This window comes from Streptomyces sp. NBC_00483, from assembly GCF_036013745.1.
Taxonomy (GTDB): domain Bacteria; phylum Actinomycetota; class Actinomycetes; order Streptomycetales; family Streptomycetaceae; genus Streptomyces.
The window spans coordinates 8,185,462-8,208,663 of the sequence record NZ_CP107880.1; the positions used below are offsets into that span (position 1 = coordinate 8,185,462).

Here is a 23,202-nt window from a genome sequence, read left to right on the forward strand (position 1 = left end):
TGCCGTAGACGGGCAGCTCTCGTCACCAGTGAGGTATTTGCCGTGCAAAAGCGACGTACCGTGCTCGCGGCCACTCTGATCACCATGGGGCTCGCGGTCTCGGCCTGCAACAGTGACGACGACTCGTCAGCTGCGCAGGAATCTCCGGCGGCTTCGGCGTCCGAGTCGGCTCCGGCTCCGGCCTCGTCCGAGCCTTCCAGCGCCGCCCCGGCGGCCGAGAGCGCCGACGCCGTCGCGGGTGACGCGACCGCCCCGGGCACGAAGTTGAAGGTCGGCGACAAGGCCGTTCTCCCGTTCAGGTACACGGCCGAGAAGAAGGGCACCGTCGCTGTCACCGTCACCGCGATCGATAAGGGCACCGAGGCCGACATGTCCGCCTTCGGCGCGAAGGCGAAGGGCATGACCCCGTACTTCATCAAGATGAAGGTGGAGAACGTGGGTGGCACCGATCTGTCGTACGCGTCCTTGAAGCTCGACGGAGTGCTGGAAGGCGGCGGGCCCACGGGCGTTCTGCTGATCGGTGAGGTGCCGGGCAAGTGCGACCGCGAGACGGCACCCGCCGAGTTCACCACCAAGGGTGCTTCCTACGAGACCTGCTCGCTCAGTGCCACCAAGACCGGTCCCGTCACCGGAGCCTCGTTCGACGAGGGCGACGCGTACCGCACGAGCCCGGTCGTCTGGGCCCGCTGACGAGGCGCAGCGGGCGCCGAGGCGGTAGGTCTTGTGCCCCCCCCTCGGCGTTGACGCCGCTCTCTGCCTTGCAGCTGCACCGAACCGGCCATTCCCGGGTGTGAACCGCCGGCGGCGACCGGCCGCCTGGAACGAAAGACCGCCTCGCGATCCTGGCCCGGGGCGTGCAGGCGTCGGAAGCCGTCGCGCGGCTCCCCACCGGTCCCTCGCGCGCTCGCCGTCCGTGCTGCCTGCGCAGCAGGCCCGTCCTCGGTTCACGCGCCGACCCGATCGTCGTCCGATCGGGCCGGGGTGCCCGGTCGAGGGGTGTGCAGGGTTGTGGTGAGGTGCTGGAATTCGCGCTTCTCGGCCTGCAACAGGAGCAGCAGAGCCTCGTCCCGGATGCCGTCCACGCTGGCGTGGGCGTGCTGTTCGAGGTCGGCCGCGAGGGCGTCGAGCAGAGCGGTCGCTCCGTGGCCCGCGTATGAGCGAGCTCGCTCGAGCAGCGGGAACGGGGCGCCGGCTACGTCCCGTACGCCTTCGACACCATCGGTGTGGATGAGGAGCCGTTGCGTGGACCCCACCGCGAAGGAGGTGGTGTAGACGGGGCAGCCCTGCGGCACAAGGTCGAACAGGCCCAGGGGAGGCAAGGGCGCGAGGACATCGAGGGGCCGTGCGCCCTCGTGGTCGGAGAGCAGGAGAGGCAGCGGATGTCCGCAGCACACCAACTCCCCTCGACCGCCCTTGAAGGTGAGGAGGAGTGTCTTGGCGAACCGGTCGGTGCGGTCGGCCAGCGCGTTGTCGAGGTGGCGGGCGATTTCTGCGAGGCTCGGTTCGGAGGCCGACAAGTGCCGCCACCGATCCAGCAGTTCGACGCCTGCGGCAACCGTGGCGTCGTCCTTGCCCATCAGGTCCGCGACCAGGACGCGCGTGCCGTACGGCGTCTCGCGGATGTCGCACAGGTCGGCTGCCATTGTCGTGCGGTCCGGCTGCGGCAGGCTGCGCAGCGCCACTTGCAATTCGCCCAGGCGATGTGCCTGCGTCGTCGGTGCGTCGGCCTTTTGCCGGGCAGGCGGGGGAGCGGGGAGAGCGGGGGAAGCCGGTTCGTGGGCCTGCCACCTGCGCTGCAGATAGTGGCTGATCGCCGTGAGGAGGACGATGTTGGCCAGGGTGACCATGACGACGACGGGGCGACTGTGCCAGTCGACTGCGCCCCCCACCGCGGTCCCGGCCAGTGCGAGAGCGCCGGAGATGAGTGGCTGGCGCGGTGATTGAGCCCCCGGCATGATCAACGACAAGGCGGGAATCGCGGTCAACGCCACGATGATTCCCTGTCGTTGCTGGTGGTACGTCAGGTCCAGTGCGCCCACCAGTACAACAAGCAGCACGGGGAGCAGGCGGAGCCACGTCACTTGTCGCATGGCGAGACAGTTTCGCATTGTCTGCTCCCTCCTGCGTGTGTTTGGGGCACATCGTAGAGGTGCTCTGTACAGAAAGGAGCGGGAGTCGATTAGTGCTCGAACCTGATCGCCCTGAATCCGCGACGTTCGCGCCGGCGGCACGCCGGGGAGCGCCCGTACGTGCCACGTGTCACGGACTCGCCACGGCGCTGGGAGTCAAGGCCGGGTGGCGCCCGACTCCTCCAGCATGACGCCCGCAGGGCGTTCTCCCGGGAGAGGAGGCTCCTCCTGGTCGCGCCCCACCACGACCAGGAACACGACGAGCGCGACCAGGGAGCCGAGCAATCGTGCGCCACGACGGGAACGTTCCCCCGTGCTCAACTCGCGCCAGGGGCGCACCGGATCATGGCCCTTCTGCGTCCACACCTCGCCGACCGCCTGGTCCTGGCCCGGCGTCGCGCCCGCCCGTTCCCGGGCGGAGGGTTCCCGCGGGGCGGTGTGGCGGATGGCGCGCTCGTTGTCGGCGAGGAACTTGCGCCACTCCTCGTCGGGTATGGGCGGCTCGTGCCCCGTCACGCCGGCCGCCCCTCGACCGAGCCCTCCAGGCGCACGAACGGGATCTGATGGCCCGCCCGTACGTAGGAGTCCTCGCCGCCGTCGACATCGAGCCCCATGAAAGAGCACAGCCGACGGGCGGTGCGCGGGTGGTCGAGGGCGTAGCGGGACATGATCTCGCCACCCTTGTCCGTGCTGAGGAAGCGCGCGGTGACGGCGTGGTGGCGGTTTCCCACCTGGATCGTGGTCCTGGGGGCGGCACGCAGGTTCTGGTACCAGGTGGCCCTCGGCCCGAAGCCGGAGGCCAGGATCCAGGAGTTGTGCAATGGGTCGTGGGCGACGACCTCCAGGACTACGCGAAGGTCGAGGCCGCTCGACCTTCCGGTGTGGTGCAGCAGCAGGAGCCGCTTGCCCAAGAGGGGGCCCAGGCCCACCCGGTACAGGCCGATCGGCAGGCGCGCGAGCCGTCGCCGCCAGCCCCGCGGAAGTGGTGGGCGGCGCGGTGCGGGGTGCTGATGTGCCGTCATCGCAGAGCCCTTTCTGAGGCCGATGTCCGACTCGATTGGGTAACGAGACGCACGGAAGCTTCACTTAGGCGATGCAATCTTTGCATAGTCTAAAGACGGGGGGTGGTCGCCCTGTGAAGGTGACCAGGACCAGTGACGAGACATGTGGGAGCACCATGGCCGCTACGGCACGCCAGGGCAGAAAGAACTGGGTGTTGTCCTGGCTGCCCGCCGTGGTGATGGCGGTGGTCACCGTCGTGGACCTCACCGCCGGTCCTGGGGTGGGGTTCCTCCCGCTGGTGTCGCTCGGGCCCGCCTTCGCCGGGCTGATCGGCACGTGGCGGCGCACCGCGCTGATCGGCCTCGTGGCGTTGCTGCTGTGCGGGGGACTCGGGTCCTACGACGGGCTGTTCGAGACGCGGCGCGGCTACACGGCGATGGCGTCGGTCGCGGGCGTGACCCTGGCGGGGGTGATAGCGGCGAGCATGCGCGGGCGGCGCGAGGCGGAACTGGCCAGTGTGCGCTCGATCGCCGAGGTGGCACAGCGGGTGCTGCTGCGCCCTGTCCCGCGCAGCGCGGGACCGTTGCAGGTCGCCGTCTCCTACACGTCCGCGGTCGCGGAAGCGCGGATCGGCAGCGACCTGTACGAGGTCGTGGCCTCGCCGCACGGCGTGCGGGTGATCGTCGGTGACGTGCAGGGCAAGGGTCTTGCCGCCGTCGAGACGGCCGCCCTGGTCCTGGGGACCTTCCGCGAGACGGCACACGACGAGCCGGACCTCGCCGCGCTCGCCGCCCGGCTGGAACGCAGTGTGGCCAGGGAAGTGAACGGAGAGAAGTTCGTGACCGCGGTCCTCGTCGAGGTACGGGCCGAGGAACGGGCCGCCCTGGTACTGAACTGCGGGCACCCGGCCCCGATGCGCGTACGCGCCGACGGCTCCGTCGACTTCCCGCGCCCGCCCGTCTACTCGCTCCCCCTCGGCCTCGGCATACACGGGGGCGAGCCCCCTCGCGCCTACCGGATCGACTTCGCCCCCGGCGACCAACTCCTGCTCTACACCGACGGCGTCACCGAGGCCCGCGACGGGGCCGGCGCCTTTTTCCCGCTGGAGGACCGGGCCGACCTGCTCAAGGCCCCGGAGGCCGAGGATGCCCTGGAGGCGCTGCGCGAGGACGTGGTGCGGCACGCCAACGGCCCGTTGCACGACGACGCCGCCATGTTGTTGCTGCGCTACTGGGAACGGTGAGGCATGAGCACCGAGAGGCGGAAGGCCCGCCGCGATGCGAGCGGGGTAGAAATGTGGCATGACCGGGAACGCGGCTCCGAGGGAGCGCATGGACGATGTGGACGCGGTGACCCGTGCGGTGCTGACCGCGTCCCGGGTGTTGGTGGCGGTGTCCGCGCGCTCCCTCGCCGAGGTCGAGGACCGCGTGACGCTGCCACAGTTCCGCATGCTGGTGGTGCTCTCTTCGCGCGGCGCGACCAAACTCGTCGTCCTGGCGGAGCAGTTGGGGGTGGCTCCTTCCACGGCGATGCGCATGGTGGACCGGCTGATCGCAGCCGGTCTCGCGGACCGGCAGACCAACCCCGACGACCGACGCGAGAACCTGCTGAGGCTCACCGACGAAGGCCGGCGCACGGTGGAGAACGTCACCGCCCGGCGCCGTGGGGAGATCGCCTCGATCGTCGAACGGCTCGCTCCGCAGCAGCGGACGGCGCTCGTCGACGCGCTGACCGATTTCAATCACGTGGGTGGCGAACCACTGGCTCCGTCCCTCCCCGAGGATTCGGATCTGCATCCGCTCGGCTGGGGCGGAGCACCGGCGGCAGGCTGACCGGCAGTGTCCCGGGGCGCCTGTCGGCATCATCGACGGATGGGAGGTCTCTGGTCGCATGAACGGATGGTCCCTACGACACCACCAGTACACACGTTCACGGGCGTCCACCGGCCCGGTATGGTCGTTGCCCCCTGCCGATGACAGGACCGGGCCGCGTCCTGTCGTGGTGCATGCCGTGCGCGGCAGCGCCGGCCGACGGGTCACGCTCCGTGGCAAGCAGGCTGGTGTCGCCCACTGCGTAGCCGACGTGGTCGAACTGGTGCTCCTGGCCGGCGTAGCCCTGAACGTTGAGGAAGCGGCGGCCTCGTCCCTGATCGAATGGCGTGGGGGCGGCCCCGGCACATGGCGGTCGCCTTGAGATCCCGCACGTCCGCGCCCGGCTTCGCCGAGCACCTGCGGGGCCGTCTGTGGGGTCCCGCCGAGTTCATCGGGATTCCCGGGCGGCTCTTCGTCACGGGAGTGGTCGCCGGGAGCGCCGCGGCGGCGCTCGTCGTCGGGACGGCTCTTGCCGGAATGTGGGGCGGGCCCCGGGAGCTGATCACCGGCGAAGCCGGTCTGGCGGCGGTCGCGGCCCTGGCTGCGTACCTGGTGGTGCTGCGGGCCGGACGCGTACTGATCGGACTGGTCGCCGTGCTGGGGACATGCCTGGCCTTCATGGCGCCCGGCGTCGCGGCCGGTGTCGCCCTGCAGCAGCGCGGTCTTGTCGCGACGGCAGCCGTGTCCTCGGTGCAGACGGCGGCACGACACGGGCGCACCATCTGCTCGGTCACCGACACGGACGCCGCTCCCACCGGTGCCGATGTCTGGCGTGGTTGCGCGGCATCCACCGCGCCTGGGGACACCCTGCCCGTCGTGTACGACCCGCGGGGCCGGGCGCCCACCCGGGGCGTCTCCACGCCCGGGGAACTGCGCCGGTCGAGCCTTCGCCTCACCGGGCTCTCGGCCGCTTTCGTAGCAGCGTGCACGGTCGCGGTGGTCCGCTCGTTCCGGATGACGGCGGCGCCGCGCGGGACGTGAGTGGACGGGCGGCGCGTGCGGCGGACGGCGGTTCCTTGACATGGCGGACCGTCCGTACCCGTGTACCGAGGGAGACGTTCGTGGACGCCGTGCTACATGCGCTCTCGCGTGCCGACGTCATGGCCGGGAGGATCCTCTGGGTCCTGGTGCTCGGCCATGCACGGTCGCCCGTCGTGCAGGCCCAGGTGCGCCGTCCGTCGCACGGCGCTCGGCGACGACCGGCCGCGTAGCCGCGCGGTCGCGACCCTGAATCGGGGCGTCGTCGTCCTGCTCGTACGCGGCGGTACCCCTGGCGTGCGGTCGCTGTTCGGAAGGGCGCGGGCTCAACCGCGGTGATGGTCCTCGAGGTCGCCTCGATGAACCTGGTCGCCGAACTCGCGTCGAGAGTCGCCCTATTGACGGGCTGCCGGCTCAGCGCAGCCGAGTCGCTCGCCATCTGTGCGGACATCGGCGACCCGCCCTTGCGGCCCGTGGCGCCACGGTGACCTCAACCTCGGCCCCTGGAGGCCTCGTTGAGTGCCCGCCCTCCGTTCCCGCCGTCGTGCAGGTGCGTGTCGACCGGCATCAACGCGTCGTAAAGACTGCCGGGTTCCGGCAATGCGCCAGGTGTCAAGGAAGCGTCAGGATGGCGAAGGGAAGGAACGGGGGCCACACCCGGTGGCGCGGCGAGTGAGGAGGACGGGGGATGGGGGAACTCCTCGCTGTCGCCGCCGGGTTCCCGGCCGTGGTGTTCAGTGCGGCACTCGGTGTGGCGGCGGGATTCTGGCTGCTGGTCCTGCTGGGACGGGCCGAGCCGTCCGCGTTCGACGGGGACATGGACCTGCGGGCCGTGGGTCTTGGGGGAGTGTCCGTAGCCGTCGCGGTGTCGCTGGTGACCGTCGTCGCGTGGGTTGCCAGCATGGTCGGCTCAGTGGCCCTGGGGCGGCTCGGTCTTGCCGTAACCGCGCAGATCCCGCTTGAAGCCGTGCTGCCGGTGGGCTCGCTGGGTGCCGGTTGGTGGGTGGCGCGTCGCGTCATCCGCGCGGCGGACGGTCGTGCGCCGGACGAACCCGGGAACGGGCCGTGCCCGACCGACGGTCCCGGCGCGGCCGACCGCTAGCACCGCCCCCTGGACCCCTGTCGGCCCGCTGCGCGTACTCAACAAGCTGAGGCCTCAACAGGCTCTCGATCCAAAGGACTTCTTCTATGGATGCCACCACCGTGGGCATCGGCGTGTCCGTCGTCGCTGTCCTGCTGCTCGCCGCCGTACTGCTGCTGGTCTTCACCCGGTTGTTCCGGAAGGTGGAGCAGGGCAAGGCGCTGATCGTCTCCAAGATGCGCAAGGTGGACGTGACGTTCACCGGGCAGGTCGTGCTGCCGGTGCTGCACAAGGCCGAGGTGATGGACATCTCGGTGAAGGCCATCGAGATCACACGGACCGGCCGGGACGGGCTGATCTGCCGGGACAACATCCGCGCCGACATCCGGATCTCGTTCTTCGTGAAGGTCAACAAGACCGTCGAGGACGTCATCCGCGTTGCCCAGGCCGTCGGCACCGTGCGGGCCAGCGACCGGGACACCCTGCAGGAACTGTTCCACGCGAAGTTCTCCGAGGCCCTCAAGACGGTCGGCAAGCAGCTGGACTTCACCGACCTGTACACCAAGCGCGAGGAACTGCGGTTCCGGATCATCGAGGTCATCGGAGTCGACCTGAGCGGCTACCACCTCGAGGACGCGGCGATCGACTACCTGGAGCAGACGCCGCTGAACCAGCTCGACCCGCACAACGTCCTCGACGCGCAGGGCATCCGGAAGATCACCGAGTTGACCGCGATCGAGCACGTGCGCACCAACGAGTTCCAGCGCACGGAGGAGAAGGAGATCACCCGGCAGGACGTCGACGCCCGCGAGACCATCCTGGAGCTCGAACGCCGACGGGCCGACGCCGAGATCAAGCAGAAGCGCGAGATCGACACGGTTCGGGCCCGCGAGGAGGCGGAGACCGCGCGGGTGGTGGAGGAGGAGCGGCTGCGTTCCCAGGGCGCGTTCCTGGCCACCGAGGAGAAGCTCGGGGTGCAGCGCGAGAACCAGACCCGTGAGGTGGCCGTCGCGCAGAAGAACCGTGAGCGCGTCATCGCCGTCGAGAGCGAGCGGATCGAGAAGGACCGACTCCTGGAGGTCATCGCGCGGGAGCGGGAGACGCAGCTGTCGAAGATCGCCGCCGACAAGGAGGTCGAGGCGGAGAAGCGGGAGATCGCCGAGGTGGTGCGCGAGCGTGTGGCCGTGGACCGGACGGTCGCCGAGCAGGAGGAGTCCATCAAGAAGCTGCGGGCCGTCGAGGAGGCCGAGCGCGGCCGGCAGGCCGTCATCATCGCGGCGGAGGCCGAGGCGCAGGAGCGGCTGGTCAAGGACATCAAGGCCGCGGAGGCCGCCGAGCAGGCGGCCACGCACCGCGCGGCGGAGCAACTGACTTTGGCCCAAGCTGAGTTGAAGTCTGCTGACCTGCAGGCGCAGGCCAAGCGGAAGCTGGCCGACGGCTTCCAGGCGGAGGCCGCGGCCCCGGGCCTCGCCGATGTGCAGGTGCGCGACAAGGAGGCCGAGGTCATCGAGAAGGCAGGTCGTGCGGAGGCGGAGGCCACCGAGGCGCGGATGCGTGCGGAGGCGGAGGGTGCCCGCGCCAAGGCGCTGGCCGAGGCGACCGCGATCGGCGAGAAGCTCAAGGCGGAGGCCGAGGGTATCAACCAGAAGGCCGTCGCGATGGCCGCCCTGGACGAGGCCTCGCGCGGGCACGAGGAGTACCGGCTGCGGCTGCAGGCCGAGAAGGAGATCCGGCTCGCCGGTATCGACGTGCAGCGGCAGGTCGCCGAGGCGCAGGCCACGGTGCTTGCGACCGGCCTGGAGAACGCCGACATCAACATCGTCGGCGGGGAGTCCGTCTTCTTCGACCGGCTCGTGAACTCCATCGCGCTCGGTAAGGGTATCGACGGGTTCGTTCAACATTCGGACGTGGCGCAGCAGTTGGCGAAGCCGTGGCTGGACGGCACGGCGAGCTTCACCGAGGACCTGACGGCCGTCCTCGGCTCGGTCTCCTCGGCCGACGTGCAGCACCTCACCGTCTCCGCGCTGCTGATGAAGCTCATGAAGGGCGGAGGCGGCGAGCAGGCCGGTCCGCTGCGTGAACTCCTCGACAAGGCGGGACAGTTGGGCATTGCGGATCTTCCGTTGACACAGTTGAACGGCAGCGCGCACACCTGACCGCCGCCCCGAGATCGGCCGGGGCCCCGCACGGGGGTCGGAGGCCCCGGCCGCTTCACTGACCACAGTCCACCGGTACGAGAGGGATTCCGCCCATGGAAACGGGTCTGGACGCAGGCACGTACGACGTCCTGCGCGACCGGCTCGCCGGACAGGCCCGGCAGCTGTCCGAGCGTGCCGCCGAGCTGAACGAGCGGCGCACGGCGGCCTTCGGCGCCACCGGCTTCGCCCTCACCGGCACGGAGCACCTGCGCACCGAGCGGCCCGCCGTGGCCGGCGACATCGTCGCGGTCGGCGACGTCCTGCTGTTCGGCCGTACGACACCGCTCGGCGACGGCGAGCCGAGCGCCGTGGCCGACGTGTTCACACTGCACGACCGGCGCAGCCTGGCGGCGCTGCCGGAGCCGGCGGTGCCCGGCCTGCTCGACGACCCCGGCTTCGTACGAGAATTCGCGGCCCTGCACCGCTACTACCGCGCCGCCACCCTGCTGCAACTGCGCTTCCTGGACGGCAAGTTGCTGGCCGTCTTCCAGACCGGCGAGAAGGCCGACGACATCCGGGTGCTGCGCTGGACGCTCGACGTCGACGGCCGAGCCACGTTCCTCGACGCGCGCGGCGACCGCGACCACGTCCTGCCGCCCGCGTACGACATCGCGTGGACCGCGGCCACCCGCGACGACCACGTTCCCGGCCGTCACCCGCACATCGCCGTGCCCGGCGGCGAGATCTACGTCGACACGCTCGGCGGCACCCTCACCGTCAAGACCGAGAACGACACCGAGACCGGCGAGGGTGTCTACAGCGAACCGGTCGACGAGCCGCTGCAGTCGCTGGCCGAAGCCGACCTCGCGCACGCCCGCGTCGGCCCCCTGATCCTGCTGCGCGTGCGCCCCTACAAGGAGAGCGACGACCGCTACCTCGTCTTCAACACCCTCACTGGACGCACCGTCCGCCTCGACGGCATCGGCCAGGCCTGCCGCACCCTGCCCGAGGACCAGGGCATCGTCTTCCCCGGCGGATACTGCCTGGCCACAGGCGAGGCCAGGACCTTCGACGCGCTCGACGTGGGCGGACTGGCCTACGAGCGCACCGTCCGCTCACCCAACGGCGAGGACGTCCTCCACGTCTTCCACGCGCCAGGCGCCCGCCGCGGCCTGCTGCTCGCGTACAACGTCATCCGCAAGGAGTTCGCCACGCCGATTCCCTGCCAGGGGTTCGCGTTGTTCGACGACGGCGCCCTCTTCGTGCTGCGCTCCGCCGCCGGGGCGGGCGCCGCCGTGGAACCGGCCCGCGTGCACCCGCTGCAACGCTGGGACTCCCCGTACGTCTCCGATTCCCACGCCGCCGCGCGCCCGGCCGGCGAGGGGCCGCTGGCGCGCGTGGGCAACGCCGACCTGGTGCGGGGCATCTCCGACTGCCTGGCCGTGGCCCGCACCGTCGCCGCCACCGTCGAAGAGCCGACGGCTGCCGCCTACCGGGAGCTCGCCGCGGGGTGCGCCCGTGCCGCCGACCGCCACCACTGGCTTGGCGACACCGAACTCGGCGCTCTGGGAAGCCCGTTGGCCGCCGTGCGCGCGACGGCCGAGCAGATGCTCACCGAGTTCGAGGCCGTACGCGACCTCACCCGGCAGGCGAACGACACGCTCGCCGAGTCCGCCGAACACATCGCCGGGCTCGTCCGGCGCATCCGCGGCGAAGTGCCGCGCTCCGCACCCGAGTGGGTCGAGCGCATCACCGAACTGCGGCACTCCCAGGGCCGGTTGGTGTCACTGAAGGAATCGCGGTACATCGACGCCGCACGCCTCGACACGCTCGTCGAGGGCCTGGCCGGTGACATCGCCGCCGCGGGCCGGCGCGCCGTCACCTTCCTCGCCCGCCCGGACGCCTTCGCTACCCACCACCACACCATCGAGGAACTGGCCGGACAGGCCGAAACCCTGGCCACCGTCGCCGAGTTCACCGCACCACAGGAGCGCCTGTACGCGCTGGACGAGCAGCTGCGGACGGTCACCGAGGTCGTCGCCGGCCTCGACGTTGCCGACGCCACCGTCCGCGCCGCCGTCCTGGAGCACATCGCCGAGGCGCTGGCCGGCGTCAACAGGGCCCGAGCCGTCCTCGACACGCGCCGCCGTGCACTGGCCGAACGCGAGGGCCGCGCCGAGTTCGCCGCAGAGTTCGCGCTGCTCGGCCAGTCCGTCACCGGAGCCCTCGCCGCGGCCACCACCCCTGGAGCCTGCGACGACCAGCTGGCCCGCCTGCTGCTCCAACTGGAGGACCTCCAGGGCCGGTTCGCCGAGTCCGACGCCTTCCTCGACGACCTCGACACCCGGCGCACCGAGATCCACGAAGCGTTCACCGCCCGCAAACAGAGCCTCACCGACGAACGCGCCCACCGCACCGACCGCCTCGCCGAGTCGGCCGGACGTGTCCTCGACTCCGTCACCCGCCGCGCCGCGACGCTCACGACGGCCGAGGACATCCACACCTACTTCGCCGCCGACCCGCTGGTCGCCAAGGTCGACCGCGTCATCGCCGAACTGCGCGAGCTCGGCGACCAGGTGCGGGCCGACGAACTCACCGGCCGGCTCACCGGCGCACGCCAGGAGGCCGCCCGCACCCTGCGCGACCGTACCGAGCTGTACGCGGACGGCGGTGACACGCTGCGCCTCGGCCGGCACCGCTTCGCCGTCAACACCCAGCCCCTCGACCTGACCCTCGTCCCTCACGGCGACGGCATGGCCTTCGCGGTCACCGGCACCGACTTCCGCGCCCCGGTCACCGACCCGGACTTCGCCGCCACCCGCCCCTACTGGGACCAGCACCTCGCCTCCGAGAACCGTGCCGTCTACCGGGCCGAGCACCTCGCCGCCCGCCTGCTCGCCGACCGCGGCGCCGAAGCCCTGCTCGCCGCGGACGACCTGCCCGCACTCGTGCGCACCGCGGCCGAGGACGCGTACGACGAGGGGTACGAGCGCGGCGTCCACGACCACGACGCCACACTCCTCCTCACCGCGCTGCTCCGGCTGCACACGACCGCCGGACTGCTGCGACACACCCCGGCGGCCCGCGCCACGGCCCAGCTCTTCTGGTGTCACCACGTGCCGGATGAGGAGCGGGAGCTGCTGACCCGCCGCGCCACCTCGCTGGCCCGTGCCCGCGACACCTTCGGACTCGCCCCCGCCATCGACGACTTCCGAGCCGAGCTCGCCGCCCGCATGGACGGCGACCCGGCCGCCGCCGCGTACCTCTTCGACGAACTCAGCAGCGCACCCGCCGGGTTCGTCCTCTCCTCGCGCACCTGGGTCTTCCTCGAAAAGTTCCGCCACACCGTGGACAGTTCGGCCTACGAGGACGATCTGGCCGCCATCACGGACGTCCCGGCCCGCCGCCAGCTCGTCGAGGCGTGGCTGACCGCGTACGCCGCCTCGGCGGGAGAGGGTGCCGACGACCTGCCCGAGGCCGTGGCCGCGGAGCTCTGCCCGGGGCTCGAACGGCACGAGAACCCGGCCGGCCTCACCGCCACCGTCGAGGGCCTGCTCGGTACCCACCCGCGCATCGACGCGGGCCGCCTCACCTTCCGGCTCGACGAACTCCTCGCCCGCACCGCCGAGTTCCGCACGCACACCGTGCCCGGCTTCCGCGCCCACCAGCGGCTGCGGACCGAGCTGGCAGCCACCGAACGCGAGCGGCTGCGCCTGGACGAGCACTGCCCGCGCGTCCTGCCCACGTTCGTCCGCAGCCGCCTCGTCGACGAGGTGTACCTGCCGCTCATCGGCGACAACCTCAGCAAACAACTCGGCACGGCGGGCGGCCTGTTGCTGCTCGTCTCGCCGCCCGGCTACGGCAAGACGACCCTGATGGAGTACGTCGCCGACCGGCTCGGCATGATCCTCGTCAAGGCCGACGGACCGGCCCTCGGCCACACCGTCACCTCCCTCGACCCCGCCGACGCCCCGAACGCCACCGCGCGCCAGGAGATCGACAAGGTCAACTTCGCCCTCGAAGCGGGCAACAACGTGCTGCTGTACCTCGACGACATCCAGCACACCTCGCCCGAACTCCTGCAGAAGTTCATCGCCCTGTGCGACGCGCAACGCCGCATGGACGGCGTGTGGAACGGCACCCCGCGCACATACGACCTGCGCGGCAAGCGCTTCGCCGTGTGCATGGCCGGCAACCCGTACACCGAGTCCGGCGCCCGCTTCCGCATCCCCGACATGCTCGCCAACCGCGCCGACGTATGGAACCTCGGCGACGTCCTCACCGGCAAGGAGGACGCCTTCGCCGCCTCCTTCGTCGAAAACGCGCTCACCGCCAACCCCCACCTCGCACCGCTCGCCGCCCGCGAACGCACCGACCTCGACCTGTTGCTCCGCCTCGCCCAGCACGACCCCACGGCACGCCCCGAACAGCTCACCCACCCCTACGCACCCGCCGAATGCGACCGCGTCGTTACCGTCCTGCGCCACCTGCTGGCGGCCCGCGCCACCGTCCTCGCGGTCAACGTCGCCTACATCGCCTCCGCCGCCCAGGACCCGGCCACCCGCACCGAACCGCCCTTCCGGCTCCAGGGCTCCTACCGCGACATGAACAAGATCGCCGCCCGGATCGACCCCGCCATGAACTACACCGAACTCGCCGCCCTCGTCGACGACCACTACCTCAACGAAGCCCAGACCCTCACCACCGGAGCCGAGGCCAACCTCCTCAAACTCGCCGCACTGCGCGGCACCATCACCCCCGGCCAGGCCGCCCGCTGGGACGAGATCAAGGCGGCACATGTGCGCACCCGCACCCTCGGCGGCCCCGAGGGCGACCCGGCGGCCCGCGCCGTGGCCGCCCTCGGCCTGCTCGCCGACCGGGTGGCGGCCGTGGAATCCGCCATCACCCGCGCCACCGACCCACGACACGCCTCCGTCCACCCGGCCGCCCGCCACGCCCAGCGACCGTGACCAGCCGCCCACTGCCGGAACCCGGCAACCGGGAACAGTCCCAGTGGGATGCGCGGGCCACCCGTGCGCTAAGAATGCGTCAAGCGCACATCACCATCACGGGGGCGAGCATGACGACGACAGCCCGGGACATACCCGAGGAGTACCTGACCGGGCACGCCGCCATCGTCGCCGAGGCCTCCGCGACCGGCCGGCGGCTGACCCGCGACGAGCTCGAGTCACGTCGCCTCCTCGGCGAGCGCGCCGCGGACGCCGGCCTCGGACTGCGCGCGCTCATCGGAGCCCAGCTGACGACGCTGTGCACGGGCGAACTGGACCGCGGCGCCGGGGCCCAGGCCGTCCTCGCTGCGAGCGCCCAGGCCGTGGACGCGTTCATCGAGGGCTACGAGCGCGCCCAGCGCGACACCCTGCGCCAGGAGGAGGCGGCCCGCCGCGAGTTCATCGACGACCTGCTCTACGGGCGCAGCGACCTCGGTCAACTCGCCGAGCGCGCCGAACGGTTCGGGTTGCGGCTCTCCCTCGCGCACGCGGTCGCCGTGGCCGTCGGCCGGGAAGCGTACGAGGAGGGGGACCCGGTGCCGCGCGCCGTGGAACGCGCCATGATCGGCCGGTTCGGCGATCGCGACGTCCTGCTCACGACGAAGGACGGCCGCCTGATCTGCGTGGCGCCCGGCGACCTGGGCGAGGTCCTCACCTACTTCGCCAAGCAGGCGCACGCGGCCACCGACGGCGGGCAGGTGGCCATCGGCCGCGCCCAGGCGGGTCCGGGCGGTGTCGCCCACTCCTACGAAGAGGCGCTGAACGTCCTCGACCTGGCCGAGCGCCTCGAACTCGACGAACCGGTGCTGCGCGCCGCTGACCTGCTCGTCTTCCCGGTTCTCACTCGTGACCGGCAGGCGATGGCCGACCTCGTCGTCAGCGCGCTCGGCCCGCTGCGCCGGGCCCGCGGCGGGGCCCGGCCCCTCCTGGACACCCTCACCGCCTACTTCGACTCCGGCTGCGTCGCCGCCGAGGCCGCCCGCCGGCTGTCACTGAGCGTGCGCGCGTTCACATACCGGCTCCAACGCATCCACGACCTCACCGGCGCGGACCCCGCCGACCCCGTGCACCGCTACACGCTCCAGACCGCCGTCATCGGCGCCCGTCTCCTGGACTGGCCGAACCAGGAACTGTGACGCATCCGGGGCTGCGGTACACGGGCGGCATGCGGAGATCCGGCTGTGTGCCATCGTGCTGAGCCGCGCCGCGTCGACCGGGCGCCGCGCCAGGAGTTCGATTGGGTTCGACATGATGCCGGCCCTGCCCCTGCGTCGGACCCGGCAGGCCCTGACGACCACGGGCAGGTGCCTGGATGATTGAGCCCAAGGGCTCGTAGCTGAAGGCCGCCTGCGAGTTCGTATGGACCGCGGGGGACAGACCGTCATTCCGCTGAGCTGTAATGGAGTCATGGGCGATCAGACTGAGTTGATAGGCGGCCAGGAGAAGCGCGAGATCCGGGTTGTCGCCTACGACCCGGCATGGCCGGCCGCGTTCGAGCGGGAACGGCGACGCATCGTAGACGCGGTGGGCCCGGTGGCCCGGCGGGTCGACCACGTCGGTTCGACGGCCGTGCCCGGACTGGTCGCCAAGCCCATCATCGACATCGACCTGAGCGTGCCGGACGCCGATGGCGAGGACGCCTATCTTCCGGCCTTGGAGAGGGTCGGATACGTCCTGCGCGTGCGCCAGCCCGGGCACCGCATGGTGCGCACCCCTGACCTGGGCGTCCAGGTGCACATCTGCACGGCCGGAAGCGAGTGGGAGCGCCGTCACCTGCTGTTCCGCGACTGGCTGCGGAGGGACGCGGCCGACCGTGCGGCCTACGCCCGGCACAAGCAGCACCTGGCCGAGCAGGACTGGCCCGACATGAACGCCTATGCGGCGGCCAAGGGCTCGCTGATCGCCGAGATCAGCGAGCGGGCCGAAGCCTGGGCGAGAGCCACAGGCTGGACGCCAGGCGCTTGAGCCCGGGAACCGAACTTGCCTTGCTGAAGCCCCCTCGGTGGCGTCGCATGCCGCTGCCATCGCCCGCCCGGCACATGCAAGACGTGCCCGTTTCATCTTGGAGGCCAGCGGGGAGCACGCGACGCATGCTTCAGCGACTCGGTAGACGTCTCGGGCGGGGCCCGGTTGGGGAATGGCCTTGAGTCTCCAGCGACTGGATACAGCAGAGTGGGTGATACGGACGTTACGCGTGCTGCGGGTGCTGAGCTCGTCCCCGGGCTATCTGCCTTGGTGCCATCGTGTCGAAGACCTCGGCCACGCCTTCGTCGGCCAGGCCTCCCGAACCACTGCAGAAACTCATCGGGATCACATGGGGTCGAGGTGGCCTCGTGCTTGCCGTGCTGTTCGGTGACTGCGGCCGCCGGTCACAGATTTGAGCTGCCCAGGTGCTCGGCCAAGTCGCGGAGCGTCCACTCGCCGCCAGGTTCTCTTCACGGCCGGGGATGAAGGGGCGAGTCGCTGGCGTCCGCAGCAATGACGGCTTCGATGAGGCCGGGAAATCTGCGGTCCAGGTCTTCCCTGCGCAGGCGCATGTACAGGCCGTTTCCTGCACTGCGCTGGTACACCAGGCCCGCTTCGCGCAGCACCCGCCAGTGCCGGGTGCGGCTGGACTTGCCCACGGGCAGGTCGAAGGATGCGCACAGCCGCTCCTGCTCCGGCTGCTTCGCAAGTTCAGCGATGACCCGGCGCCGGTTGTCGTCGGCGAGCGCCAGCAGAATCGGCCCCACCTCCAGGCCCTCGGTGCGCGGGTGCGCCAACTCGTCTGCCATAGCTCCACCCCTCGACAAGGTACGCCTCTGTGCGTACCTTCACGGAGGTACGCCACTCTGCGTACCTTACCCCTGGGGGAGTTGTGCCCGCATCAACGTCACCACCCCGCCGGTCTCTGTCACGCCTGCGCGAATGCATTCGCAGACTCCTGCTCGTCGAGCACTCGCCCTTCATGACCCTCTGACCTGAGTGACGCCTGACATCGTGGCCGAGCACACGCGAACGGCCACTGCCGGGCTGAGGACACACGTACCGTGGGCCTGACGTTTCCTCTCCAGAACCGTGTCCGGCCTTGAGCCTGTCGCCACGGTGCGTACCCGCCGTGAGAGCCGCAAGAGGGTGTTCCTCGCCGTTCCCCCTGAGGCGCTGCTCCCCACGGGGCGGCAGGGCGACGATGCACGGCTCACAGAGCGGGAGCGAAAGGTGCTCGACCTGACCGCCTGCGCAGCATCTTCGGTAAACTCGGCGCCGTCTCGCGGAGCGATGCGGTCAACAAGGGCCGCGCCGCGTCACTGCTCTCCGGGAGACGACCCGAGCACTTCTTCCAGTCCGCTTCCTTCTGGTTCGCTTCCGGCCGGCCCGGCTGTCTCTCTTGGTCGGGCCGGCCGTCAGTCAGGCGGACTTTTGAGCGGGGCGGCCGATGTAGGCGGCCACCACACCGGCTCCGGCAAGCAGTACGACGCCGGCCACCACGAGTGCGATCCGGGTACCGGAACTGACCGACGTCCCGCCACCGATCACCGCGCCGAGCACGGCGACACCCAGCACGGCGCCGGTCTGACGCGCCGAGTTCAGCGCGCCGGAGGCGATACCGGACTGCTCCTTGGCGACCGAGCCCACGATCGCGGTCATCAGTGGCGGGATCGCGAAGGAGACGCCGAAGCCCAGAACCAGCAGGCCGATGCACATCGTGATGAGCCCGAGAGTGGAGTCCGCGGTGGAGGCGGACTGGATCAGTACGCCGACACCCATGAGCAGGAAGCCGGCGATGGCGGGCTTGCGGGCGCCGATCCGGCCCACGAGCCGGCCCGTGAAGATCGGGTTGAACGCGGTCGGCAGGGTGAGCGGCAGGAAGGCGAGGCCGGTGGTGAAGGCCGAGTAGCCGTGCGCCTCTTGGAAGAAGAGGGAGAGGACGAAGAGCACGCCCGAGAGCCCGAAGTTCACCAGGAGTCCGGCAAAGAGCCCCGCGGACAGGGTCCGGTTGCGGAACATGGCCAGCGGCAGCATCGGGGCGCTGGTCTCGGTCTCCTTGCGCCGCTCGGCGAGCAGGAAGAGCGCACCGGCGACCACGAACACCGCGAATCCGCCGAGCACCTGGGGCGAGCCCCAGCCCTCGGGTTCGCTCTCGATGAGGCCGTACGTCAGACCGGCGAGCGCCAGGACGGCGCTGACCTGGCCGGGCAGGTCGATGCCCTTGGACGCCTTGGGGACGCTGACCGGGGCGTACTTCATCGTGAGGACGATGCTGATGAGCGCGACCGGGACGTTGAGCAGGAAGATGGCCTGCCAGCCGAGCGTGTCGGTGAAGACTCCGCCGACCAGCGGCCCGGCCGCCAGCGCGGTGCCGCTGATCGCGGCCCAGGCGCCCATGGCCCGAGCGCGGGCCGCCGGGTCGGTGTAGGCGTGCGCGATGATCGCGAGCGACGTCGGCAGGAGCAGGGCCCCGGCCACACCGAGCAGGGCGCGCAGGGCGATCAGGGCTTCCATGGAGCCGACCGCGGCCGATGCTCCGGAGAGGATCGCGAACAGCCACAGGCCGGTGAGGAAAACCTTGCGGCCGCCGTAGCGGTCGGACAGCGCGCCGGCGGTGAGCAGCAGGGCTGCGAAGGTGAGCGTGTATCCGTTGGAGACCCACTGCAGTCCGCTGAGCGAACCGGACAGGTCTTCACCGATGGCCGGCAGTGCCACCGTGACCACGGTGGTGTCCAGCATGACCATGAAGTAGCCGAGCGAGAGTCCAAGAAGCAGGAGCCCCTTCGACTTCGATGCGGCGGAGGCTGTGCCGGGCGGGGCCCCGGGAGACGGCCGGGAGGTGTCGATCGGGCGGGTTGACTGGCTTGACATGGCTGTCCTCCCAGGAAGGTACGGGGAGATACCGGGATGAATGCCGCTGCAGGCGGCACGACATATCGCCGGGACCGGTTGTGAGCAGGGGGCGATAGTTGGAATCCTGGCAGTGCGCGGTCAGTTGCAGAAGCGGGCGCTTCCGATGGCGAGCATCGGCGGAGCCGATCGACCCTCGACGGAGCGGATCGGAAAGGCAGGGCCTGTGGAACTGCGTCACCTGCGGACGTTCCGGACTGTGGCGCGCACGCTCAACTTCACCCGCGCAGCGGCAGAGCTGAACTACGCGCAGTCGAGTGTTACCGAGCAGATCCAGGCCCTGGAGTCCGAGCTCTCGGTCAAGCTCTTCGACCGCACGAGCCGCAAGCTGACGCTGACCCCGGCCGGCGAACGGCTCGTCGACTACGCGGACCAGATGCTGCTCCTCGTGCAGGAGGCGCGCACCGCTGTCGAGGACGAGGGTCAGGAACCCGGTGGCCAGCTGATGGTCGGCGGCCTGGAGACACTCTGCGCGCACCGGCTGCCGGCGATCCTCGCCCGCTACCGCCAGAACCACCCGCGCGTTCAAGTGACGCTGCGCGAGGGTGGCCGCGGTGAGCTCTACGAATGGGTCCGGCGCGGCGAGATCGATGTCGCGCTCACCTTCGGCCAGGCACCCGACGACAAGCCCTTCGTGAGCGAGAGCCTTGCCACGGACCGGCTGATGGTGGTCATGCCCATTGGCCACCGACTCGCCTCGTACGCCCAGGTCGGTGGCGGTGACCTGCGCGGAGAGTCATTCCTCGCCACTCCACAGGGCTGTGGATTCCGGGAGATGCTCGACAGCTTGATCCACACACTCGGCGTGGATGCACCGGTCATCGACACCCAAGTCGCGAGCATGGCCGCGCTCGGCCAGTGCGCAGCTGCGGGCATGGGCAGCGCCCTGCTGCCCGAGATCGCCGCGGCCGGACCCGCCGCTCGGGGCGAGGTGGCCGCGATCCCGCTGACGGGAAGCGCCTCGCAGACCGCAGTCACGATGACCTGGCTTCGCCGAGCTGAACTACGACCCAGCGTCGCGGCGTTCCTCGATACCGCGTGCTCGGCCTTCAGGGAAATGGCCTCCGAGCGAGCCTGACCGGGGAGTGTCAAGTTAACGGCCCTGTCCCGCGGCGGGCTTCAAGAGTGGGGCGAAGTCCCTGACACAAGTGGCCAGTTCGGTCATCTCGATGCAGAAGGCGATGAGTTTGGCCAAGAGGTCGTGTTGCCCGGCCTTGAGGTTGGCGGGCCCGGTGAGCAGCATCCGGGCGAGCCGGCGGGCGGAGATGTGGCTGCGGTCGGCGTCCGCGCGGCCTTGGTGGATGTACTTGTGCAGGAGATTGAGGCAGCCCGTGAAGCCGAGTGCCTTGATCTCTTCGAAGAGATGCAGGACGGGGATGGCGGGGGCCTCGGCCCGGCGTTTGCACAGGTGCTCACGGTAGGGATCGGCCAAGCTGGGCACGGTACTTGGGGACGCGGAGTATCCGCTCGGGCCGATCGGCGCGCGTAGCGTCTGACGGTGTTCAGGGCCAGTTGCAGACGGCGGGCACATTCGAGCAGGCCCACGCCCTGGTCGAGCAGGGTGTCGGCCGTGCGGTCGGGCAGCACGTCGATCCGCTCGTGGGTCTCGGCGTCGATCACGACGGTGGCATAACGGTGCCGCCGGCGCAGCGCGAAGTCGTCGACGCCGATCACACGGGGTATTCGTCCGGTGGGCAGGGGATGCGCAACAGGGTGCGCAGAGCGAGCGGTGCGGCGCTGGAATCGCTCCAGTACCCCGGGCGCCTGCGGTCGGCGCGCTGTAGTCCGCGTTCGGGTGCGACGGCTGCTGTGTCCCACCCGCGGCTGCCGCCACACCTTCCGCGAAGGATCCGCTCGCCCTACTCGATCACATCCTCGATGGTCAGCGGCGATAGTCCCGAAAACATCACATCCACAAGCTCGTTGACATCCAGCACGTGACTGTCCACGACCCTGCCAACTCTGCGTCACCGCCGAAGGTGAGACAGGGCCGTTCATTGGACACTCACCTTCAGCAGCCGCTTTCGCGTCCACCAGACGCCCAGCACACCGAGTCCGACGGCGAGGCCGAGGAAGACGCCGATCTCTGCCCACTGCAGGGGCCAGAAGTTGTCGGCGGCCTGGTAGGTGACGCGTTGGTGGTAGCCGGCCTTGGCCAGGGCGTCGATGCATGACTTGATCGATTCGCAGTGGGTGTATGCGGGTGGCATGGCGTGGGCCGGGTGGCCGGTGGCGTCGAGGGTCTGCTCGGCGGTGACCCAGACGTCGGGCTTGCCGGTGTCGATGTGGGAGACGGAGTCGAGGAGGTAGTTCGCCATGCGGTCGTGGGTGAAGGGGACGGTGATGGTGGTGGCGGGGGCCAGGTGCTCGCGGATCCACATCGGCATGGACAACAGGGCCGCGGTGTATGTCGCCAGCGTGGCGGCCATGGCGGGGAGTGTGCGGCGGATGACGATGCCGAAGAGGACGCCGAGGGCGAAGGCGAAGGCGGCGTAGCCGAGCGGGACGATGCCGCGGGCGCTGAAGATCGCCGGGTCGATGCGGGGGACGAAGTTGTCCGTGTTGTCGGATCCGCCCGCGGCGACCGCCTGGTCGACGGGGCTGCTCCACCAGGTGACCGCGAGGCTGATCAGCGCGGTGGCGGCGACCGCGGTCAGACCGGTGAGGGTGAGTTTGGTGACCAGCCAGCGGGTGCGGGTGACGCCCTGGTTCCAGGCGAGGCGGTGGGTGCCCGTCTCCAGTTCGCGGGAGACGAGCGGGGCGCCCCAGAACATGCCGATGAGGGCGGGCACGAGGAGGACGGTCACGCCGCCGACGAAGTAGAGGGTGGTGTCGGTGGGGGAGAGCTGCTGGACGAGGCCGCGGCCGGCGGTGGTGTGCAGGCCGGCCAGGTGGGGGCCGGTCGCGGCGAGGAGGGCGGCGAGGGCGGCCAGCGCGGCGATGACCGCCGTTGCCTGCGTGCGCAGTTGGCGCCAGGTCAGCCAGATCATCGGTGGGTCTCCAGGTCGGCGGCGGGGCGGGAGCCCGGTTCGGTGGTGGGGGGCGTCCGACTGCCGATGTAGGCCAGGACGATGTCTTCGAGGGGGAGCGGGCCGGCTGTCCAGGAGTCATCGCCGGCGGGCGGCGTCGTGGCGCGTACGACGAGGGTGGTCCGTGCGTCGGTGCGGGATGTCGAGACGACGTGGTGTCCGGCCGGTAGGTCGGCCGCGGTGTCGGCCGGGCCGGTGAGCCGGTGGTGACCGGCCAGCAAGTCGTCGATGTCGGCGCTGACTTGGACCCGTGAGTCCACGAGCACGATCACGTGGTCGCAGACCCGCTCCACGTCGGAGACGAGGTGGGAGGAGAGTAGGACGGTCATCTCCTGTCCGGCGATCGCGTCCGTGAGGTCGTCGAGGAACTCGCGGCGGGCCAGCGGGTCCAGGGCGGCGACGGGCTCGTCGAGGACGAGGAGTTCGGGGCGTTTGGCGAGGCCGAGAGTGAGGGCGAGCTGGGCGCGCTGCCCGCCGGACAGGCGTCCGGCCCGCCGGCCGGGGTCGAGGCCGATGCGGCGGATCCGGTCGCGGGCCAGGGTGGCGTCCCAGCTGGGGTTGAGGCGGGCGCCGACCTCGAGGTGGTCGGCGACGGTCAGGCCCGCGTACGTGGGGGTGTCCTGGGCGACGAAACCGACCTTGGCGAGTTGCGCCGGGCCGGTGGCCGGGCGGCCGCCGCAGACCTCGATGGTGCCTGTGGTCGGGGCGAGCATGCCGGAGGCGAGGTTCAACAGGGTTGATTTTCCAGCCCCGTTGGGGCCTACCAGGCCGACGATGCGGCCCGCGGGGACATCCAGGCTGCAGTCCGACAGTGCCCATTGCTGTCGGTATTTCTTGCCCAGGCCCCGGGCTCTCAGCGCGACAGGTGCGGCAGGCGGGTCGGTCGTGGGGGTCATGCGGCAGCCTCCTCGGCGGGCCGATCCGTGTGACCGGCACCGCTGGACGCTATGAGCGGACGGCGGATGAGCGCGTCCGGCGCTCGGACCCTTTCCGCTCCTGCGCGCGGAGGACCCCGGCCGGCGTCCTCCGTCAGATGTAGACGAGCGAAGTACGCGAGCGCGCGACCACGGTCTGAAGGGAGGACGCC

General features: G+C 70.6%; 18 protein-coding genes and 1 pseudogene. 11 read left to right on the forward strand and 8 right to left on the reverse strand.

The features are described 5' to 3' along the window. Positions 1-84: 84 nt before the first annotated feature. Complete coding sequence (locus OHA73_RS36480; protein WP_267072715.1) at positions 85-690, forward strand: hypothetical protein; 606 nt, start codon at positions 85-87, stop codon at positions 688-690. Between the two features lie 254 nt (positions 691-944). Here the strand turns inward: OHA73_RS36480 and OHA73_RS36485 are convergent, their stop codons facing one another. The 3 genes from OHA73_RS36485 to OHA73_RS36495 all read right to left on the reverse strand — a co-directional run bounded on the left by OHA73_RS36485 (position 945) and on the right by OHA73_RS36495 (position 3,151). Further along, on the reverse strand, positions 945-2,090 hold the full coding sequence (locus OHA73_RS36485; protein WP_266722458.1) for a PP2C family protein-serine/threonine phosphatase: 1,146 nt from the start codon (positions 2,088-2,090) through the stop codon (positions 945-947). Positions 2,091-2,285: 195 nt separating this feature from the next. Further along, positions 2,286-2,645 (reverse strand): hypothetical protein, encoded by a 360-nt coding sequence (locus OHA73_RS36490; protein WP_266722460.1) that lies wholly within the window; start codon positions 2,643-2,645, stop codon positions 2,286-2,288. Next, positions 2,642-3,151 (reverse strand): nitroreductase family deazaflavin-dependent oxidoreductase, encoded by a 510-nt coding sequence (locus tag OHA73_RS36495; RefSeq protein WP_267068393.1) that lies wholly within the window; start codon positions 3,149-3,151, stop codon positions 2,642-2,644. Before OHA73_RS36495 ends, OHA73_RS36490 begins: the two co-directional genes overlap by 4 nt. 155 nt (positions 3,152-3,306) lie before the next feature. Between OHA73_RS36495 and OHA73_RS36500 the strand changes: the two genes are divergently transcribed. From OHA73_RS36500 to OHA73_RS36540, 9 genes are all read left to right on the forward strand, one after another. Next, positions 3,307-4,374, forward strand: coding sequence for a PP2C family protein-serine/threonine phosphatase (locus OHA73_RS36500; protein ID WP_327657272.1), 1,068 nt, complete (start codon positions 3,307-3,309; stop codon positions 4,372-4,374). A 58-nt stretch (positions 4,375-4,432) separates the two neighbouring features. Continuing rightward, on the forward strand, positions 4,433-4,963 hold the full coding sequence (locus tag OHA73_RS36505; protein WP_371591080.1) for a MarR family winged helix-turn-helix transcriptional regulator: 531 nt from the start codon (positions 4,433-4,435) through the stop codon (positions 4,961-4,963). Positions 4,964-5,320: 357 nt separating this feature from the next. After that, positions 5,321-5,983: a hypothetical protein gene (locus OHA73_RS36510; RefSeq protein ID WP_266722465.1), complete on the forward strand. Its 663-nt coding sequence runs from the start codon at positions 5,321-5,323 to the stop codon at positions 5,981-5,983. A gap of 335 nt (positions 5,984-6,318) precedes the next feature. Beyond that, on the forward strand, positions 6,319-6,468 hold the full coding sequence (locus tag OHA73_RS36515; RefSeq protein ID WP_266722467.1) for a hypothetical protein: 150 nt from the start codon (positions 6,319-6,321) through the stop codon (positions 6,466-6,468). A gap of 200 nt (positions 6,469-6,668) precedes the next feature. Then, on the forward strand, positions 6,669-7,082 hold the full coding sequence (locus tag OHA73_RS36520) for a hypothetical protein (protein ID WP_266722469.1): 414 nt from the start codon (positions 6,669-6,671) through the stop codon (positions 7,080-7,082). 86 nt (positions 7,083-7,168) lie between these two features. Next, positions 7,169-9,217, forward strand: a complete 2,049-nt coding sequence (locus tag OHA73_RS36525; RefSeq protein ID WP_266722470.1) for a flotillin family protein — start codon at positions 7,169-7,171, stop codon at positions 9,215-9,217. A gap of 95 nt (positions 9,218-9,312) precedes the next feature. Beyond that, on the forward strand, positions 9,313-14,169 hold the full coding sequence (locus tag OHA73_RS36530) for a DNA repair ATPase (protein WP_266722471.1): 4,857 nt from the start codon (positions 9,313-9,315) through the stop codon (positions 14,167-14,169). Between the two features lie 110 nt (positions 14,170-14,279). Beyond that, on the forward strand, positions 14,280-15,344 hold the full coding sequence (locus OHA73_RS36535) for a PucR family transcriptional regulator (protein ID WP_266722473.1): 1,065 nt from the start codon (positions 14,280-14,282) through the stop codon (positions 15,342-15,344). Between the two features lie 271 nt (positions 15,345-15,615). Continuing rightward, a complete protein-coding gene (locus OHA73_RS36540; RefSeq protein ID WP_267068391.1) occupies positions 15,616-16,173 on the forward strand; it encodes a GrpB family protein in 558 nt (185 codons plus the stop codon). A 470-nt stretch (positions 16,174-16,643) separates the two neighbouring features. Here OHA73_RS36540 and OHA73_RS36545 read toward each other — a convergent pair whose 3' ends face one another. Both OHA73_RS36545 and OHA73_RS36550 read right to left on the reverse strand, forming a co-directional pair. Beyond that, the gene (locus OHA73_RS36545; RefSeq protein WP_266722475.1) at positions 16,644-16,982 is read right to left on the reverse strand and encodes an ArsR/SmtB family transcription factor; all 339 of its coding nucleotides are present in this window, start codon (positions 16,980-16,982) and stop codon (positions 16,644-16,646) included. A gap of 613 nt (positions 16,983-17,595) precedes the next feature. Then, positions 17,596-19,047 (reverse strand): MFS transporter, encoded by a 1,452-nt coding sequence (locus OHA73_RS36550; RefSeq protein WP_266722477.1) that lies wholly within the window; start codon positions 19,045-19,047, stop codon positions 17,596-17,598. A 145-nt stretch (positions 19,048-19,192) separates the two neighbouring features. Between OHA73_RS36550 and OHA73_RS36555 the strand changes: the two genes are divergently transcribed. Then, positions 19,193-20,164, forward strand: coding sequence for a LysR family transcriptional regulator (locus tag OHA73_RS36555; protein ID WP_327658597.1), 972 nt, complete (start codon positions 19,193-19,195; stop codon positions 20,162-20,164). Positions 20,165-20,200: 36 nt separating this feature from the next. Here OHA73_RS36555 and OHA73_RS36560 read toward each other — a convergent pair. The 3 genes and pseudogenes from OHA73_RS36560 to OHA73_RS36570 all read right to left on the reverse strand — a co-directional run. Next, positions 20,201-20,993 (reverse strand): annotated as a pseudogene (locus OHA73_RS36560) (ISL3 family transposase); the annotation flags it as partial. Positions 20,994-21,080: 87 nt separating this feature from the next. Continuing rightward, entirely contained in the window at positions 21,081-22,076 is a 996-nt protein-coding gene (locus tag OHA73_RS36565) for a transporter (protein ID WP_266722479.1), read from the reverse strand. Further along, complete coding sequence (locus tag OHA73_RS36570; RefSeq protein ID WP_266722481.1) at positions 22,073-23,011, reverse strand: ABC transporter ATP-binding protein; 939 nt, start codon at positions 23,009-23,011, stop codon at positions 22,073-22,075. Before OHA73_RS36570 ends, OHA73_RS36565 begins: the two co-directional genes overlap by 4 nt. Positions 23,012-23,202 lie beyond the last annotated feature (191 nt).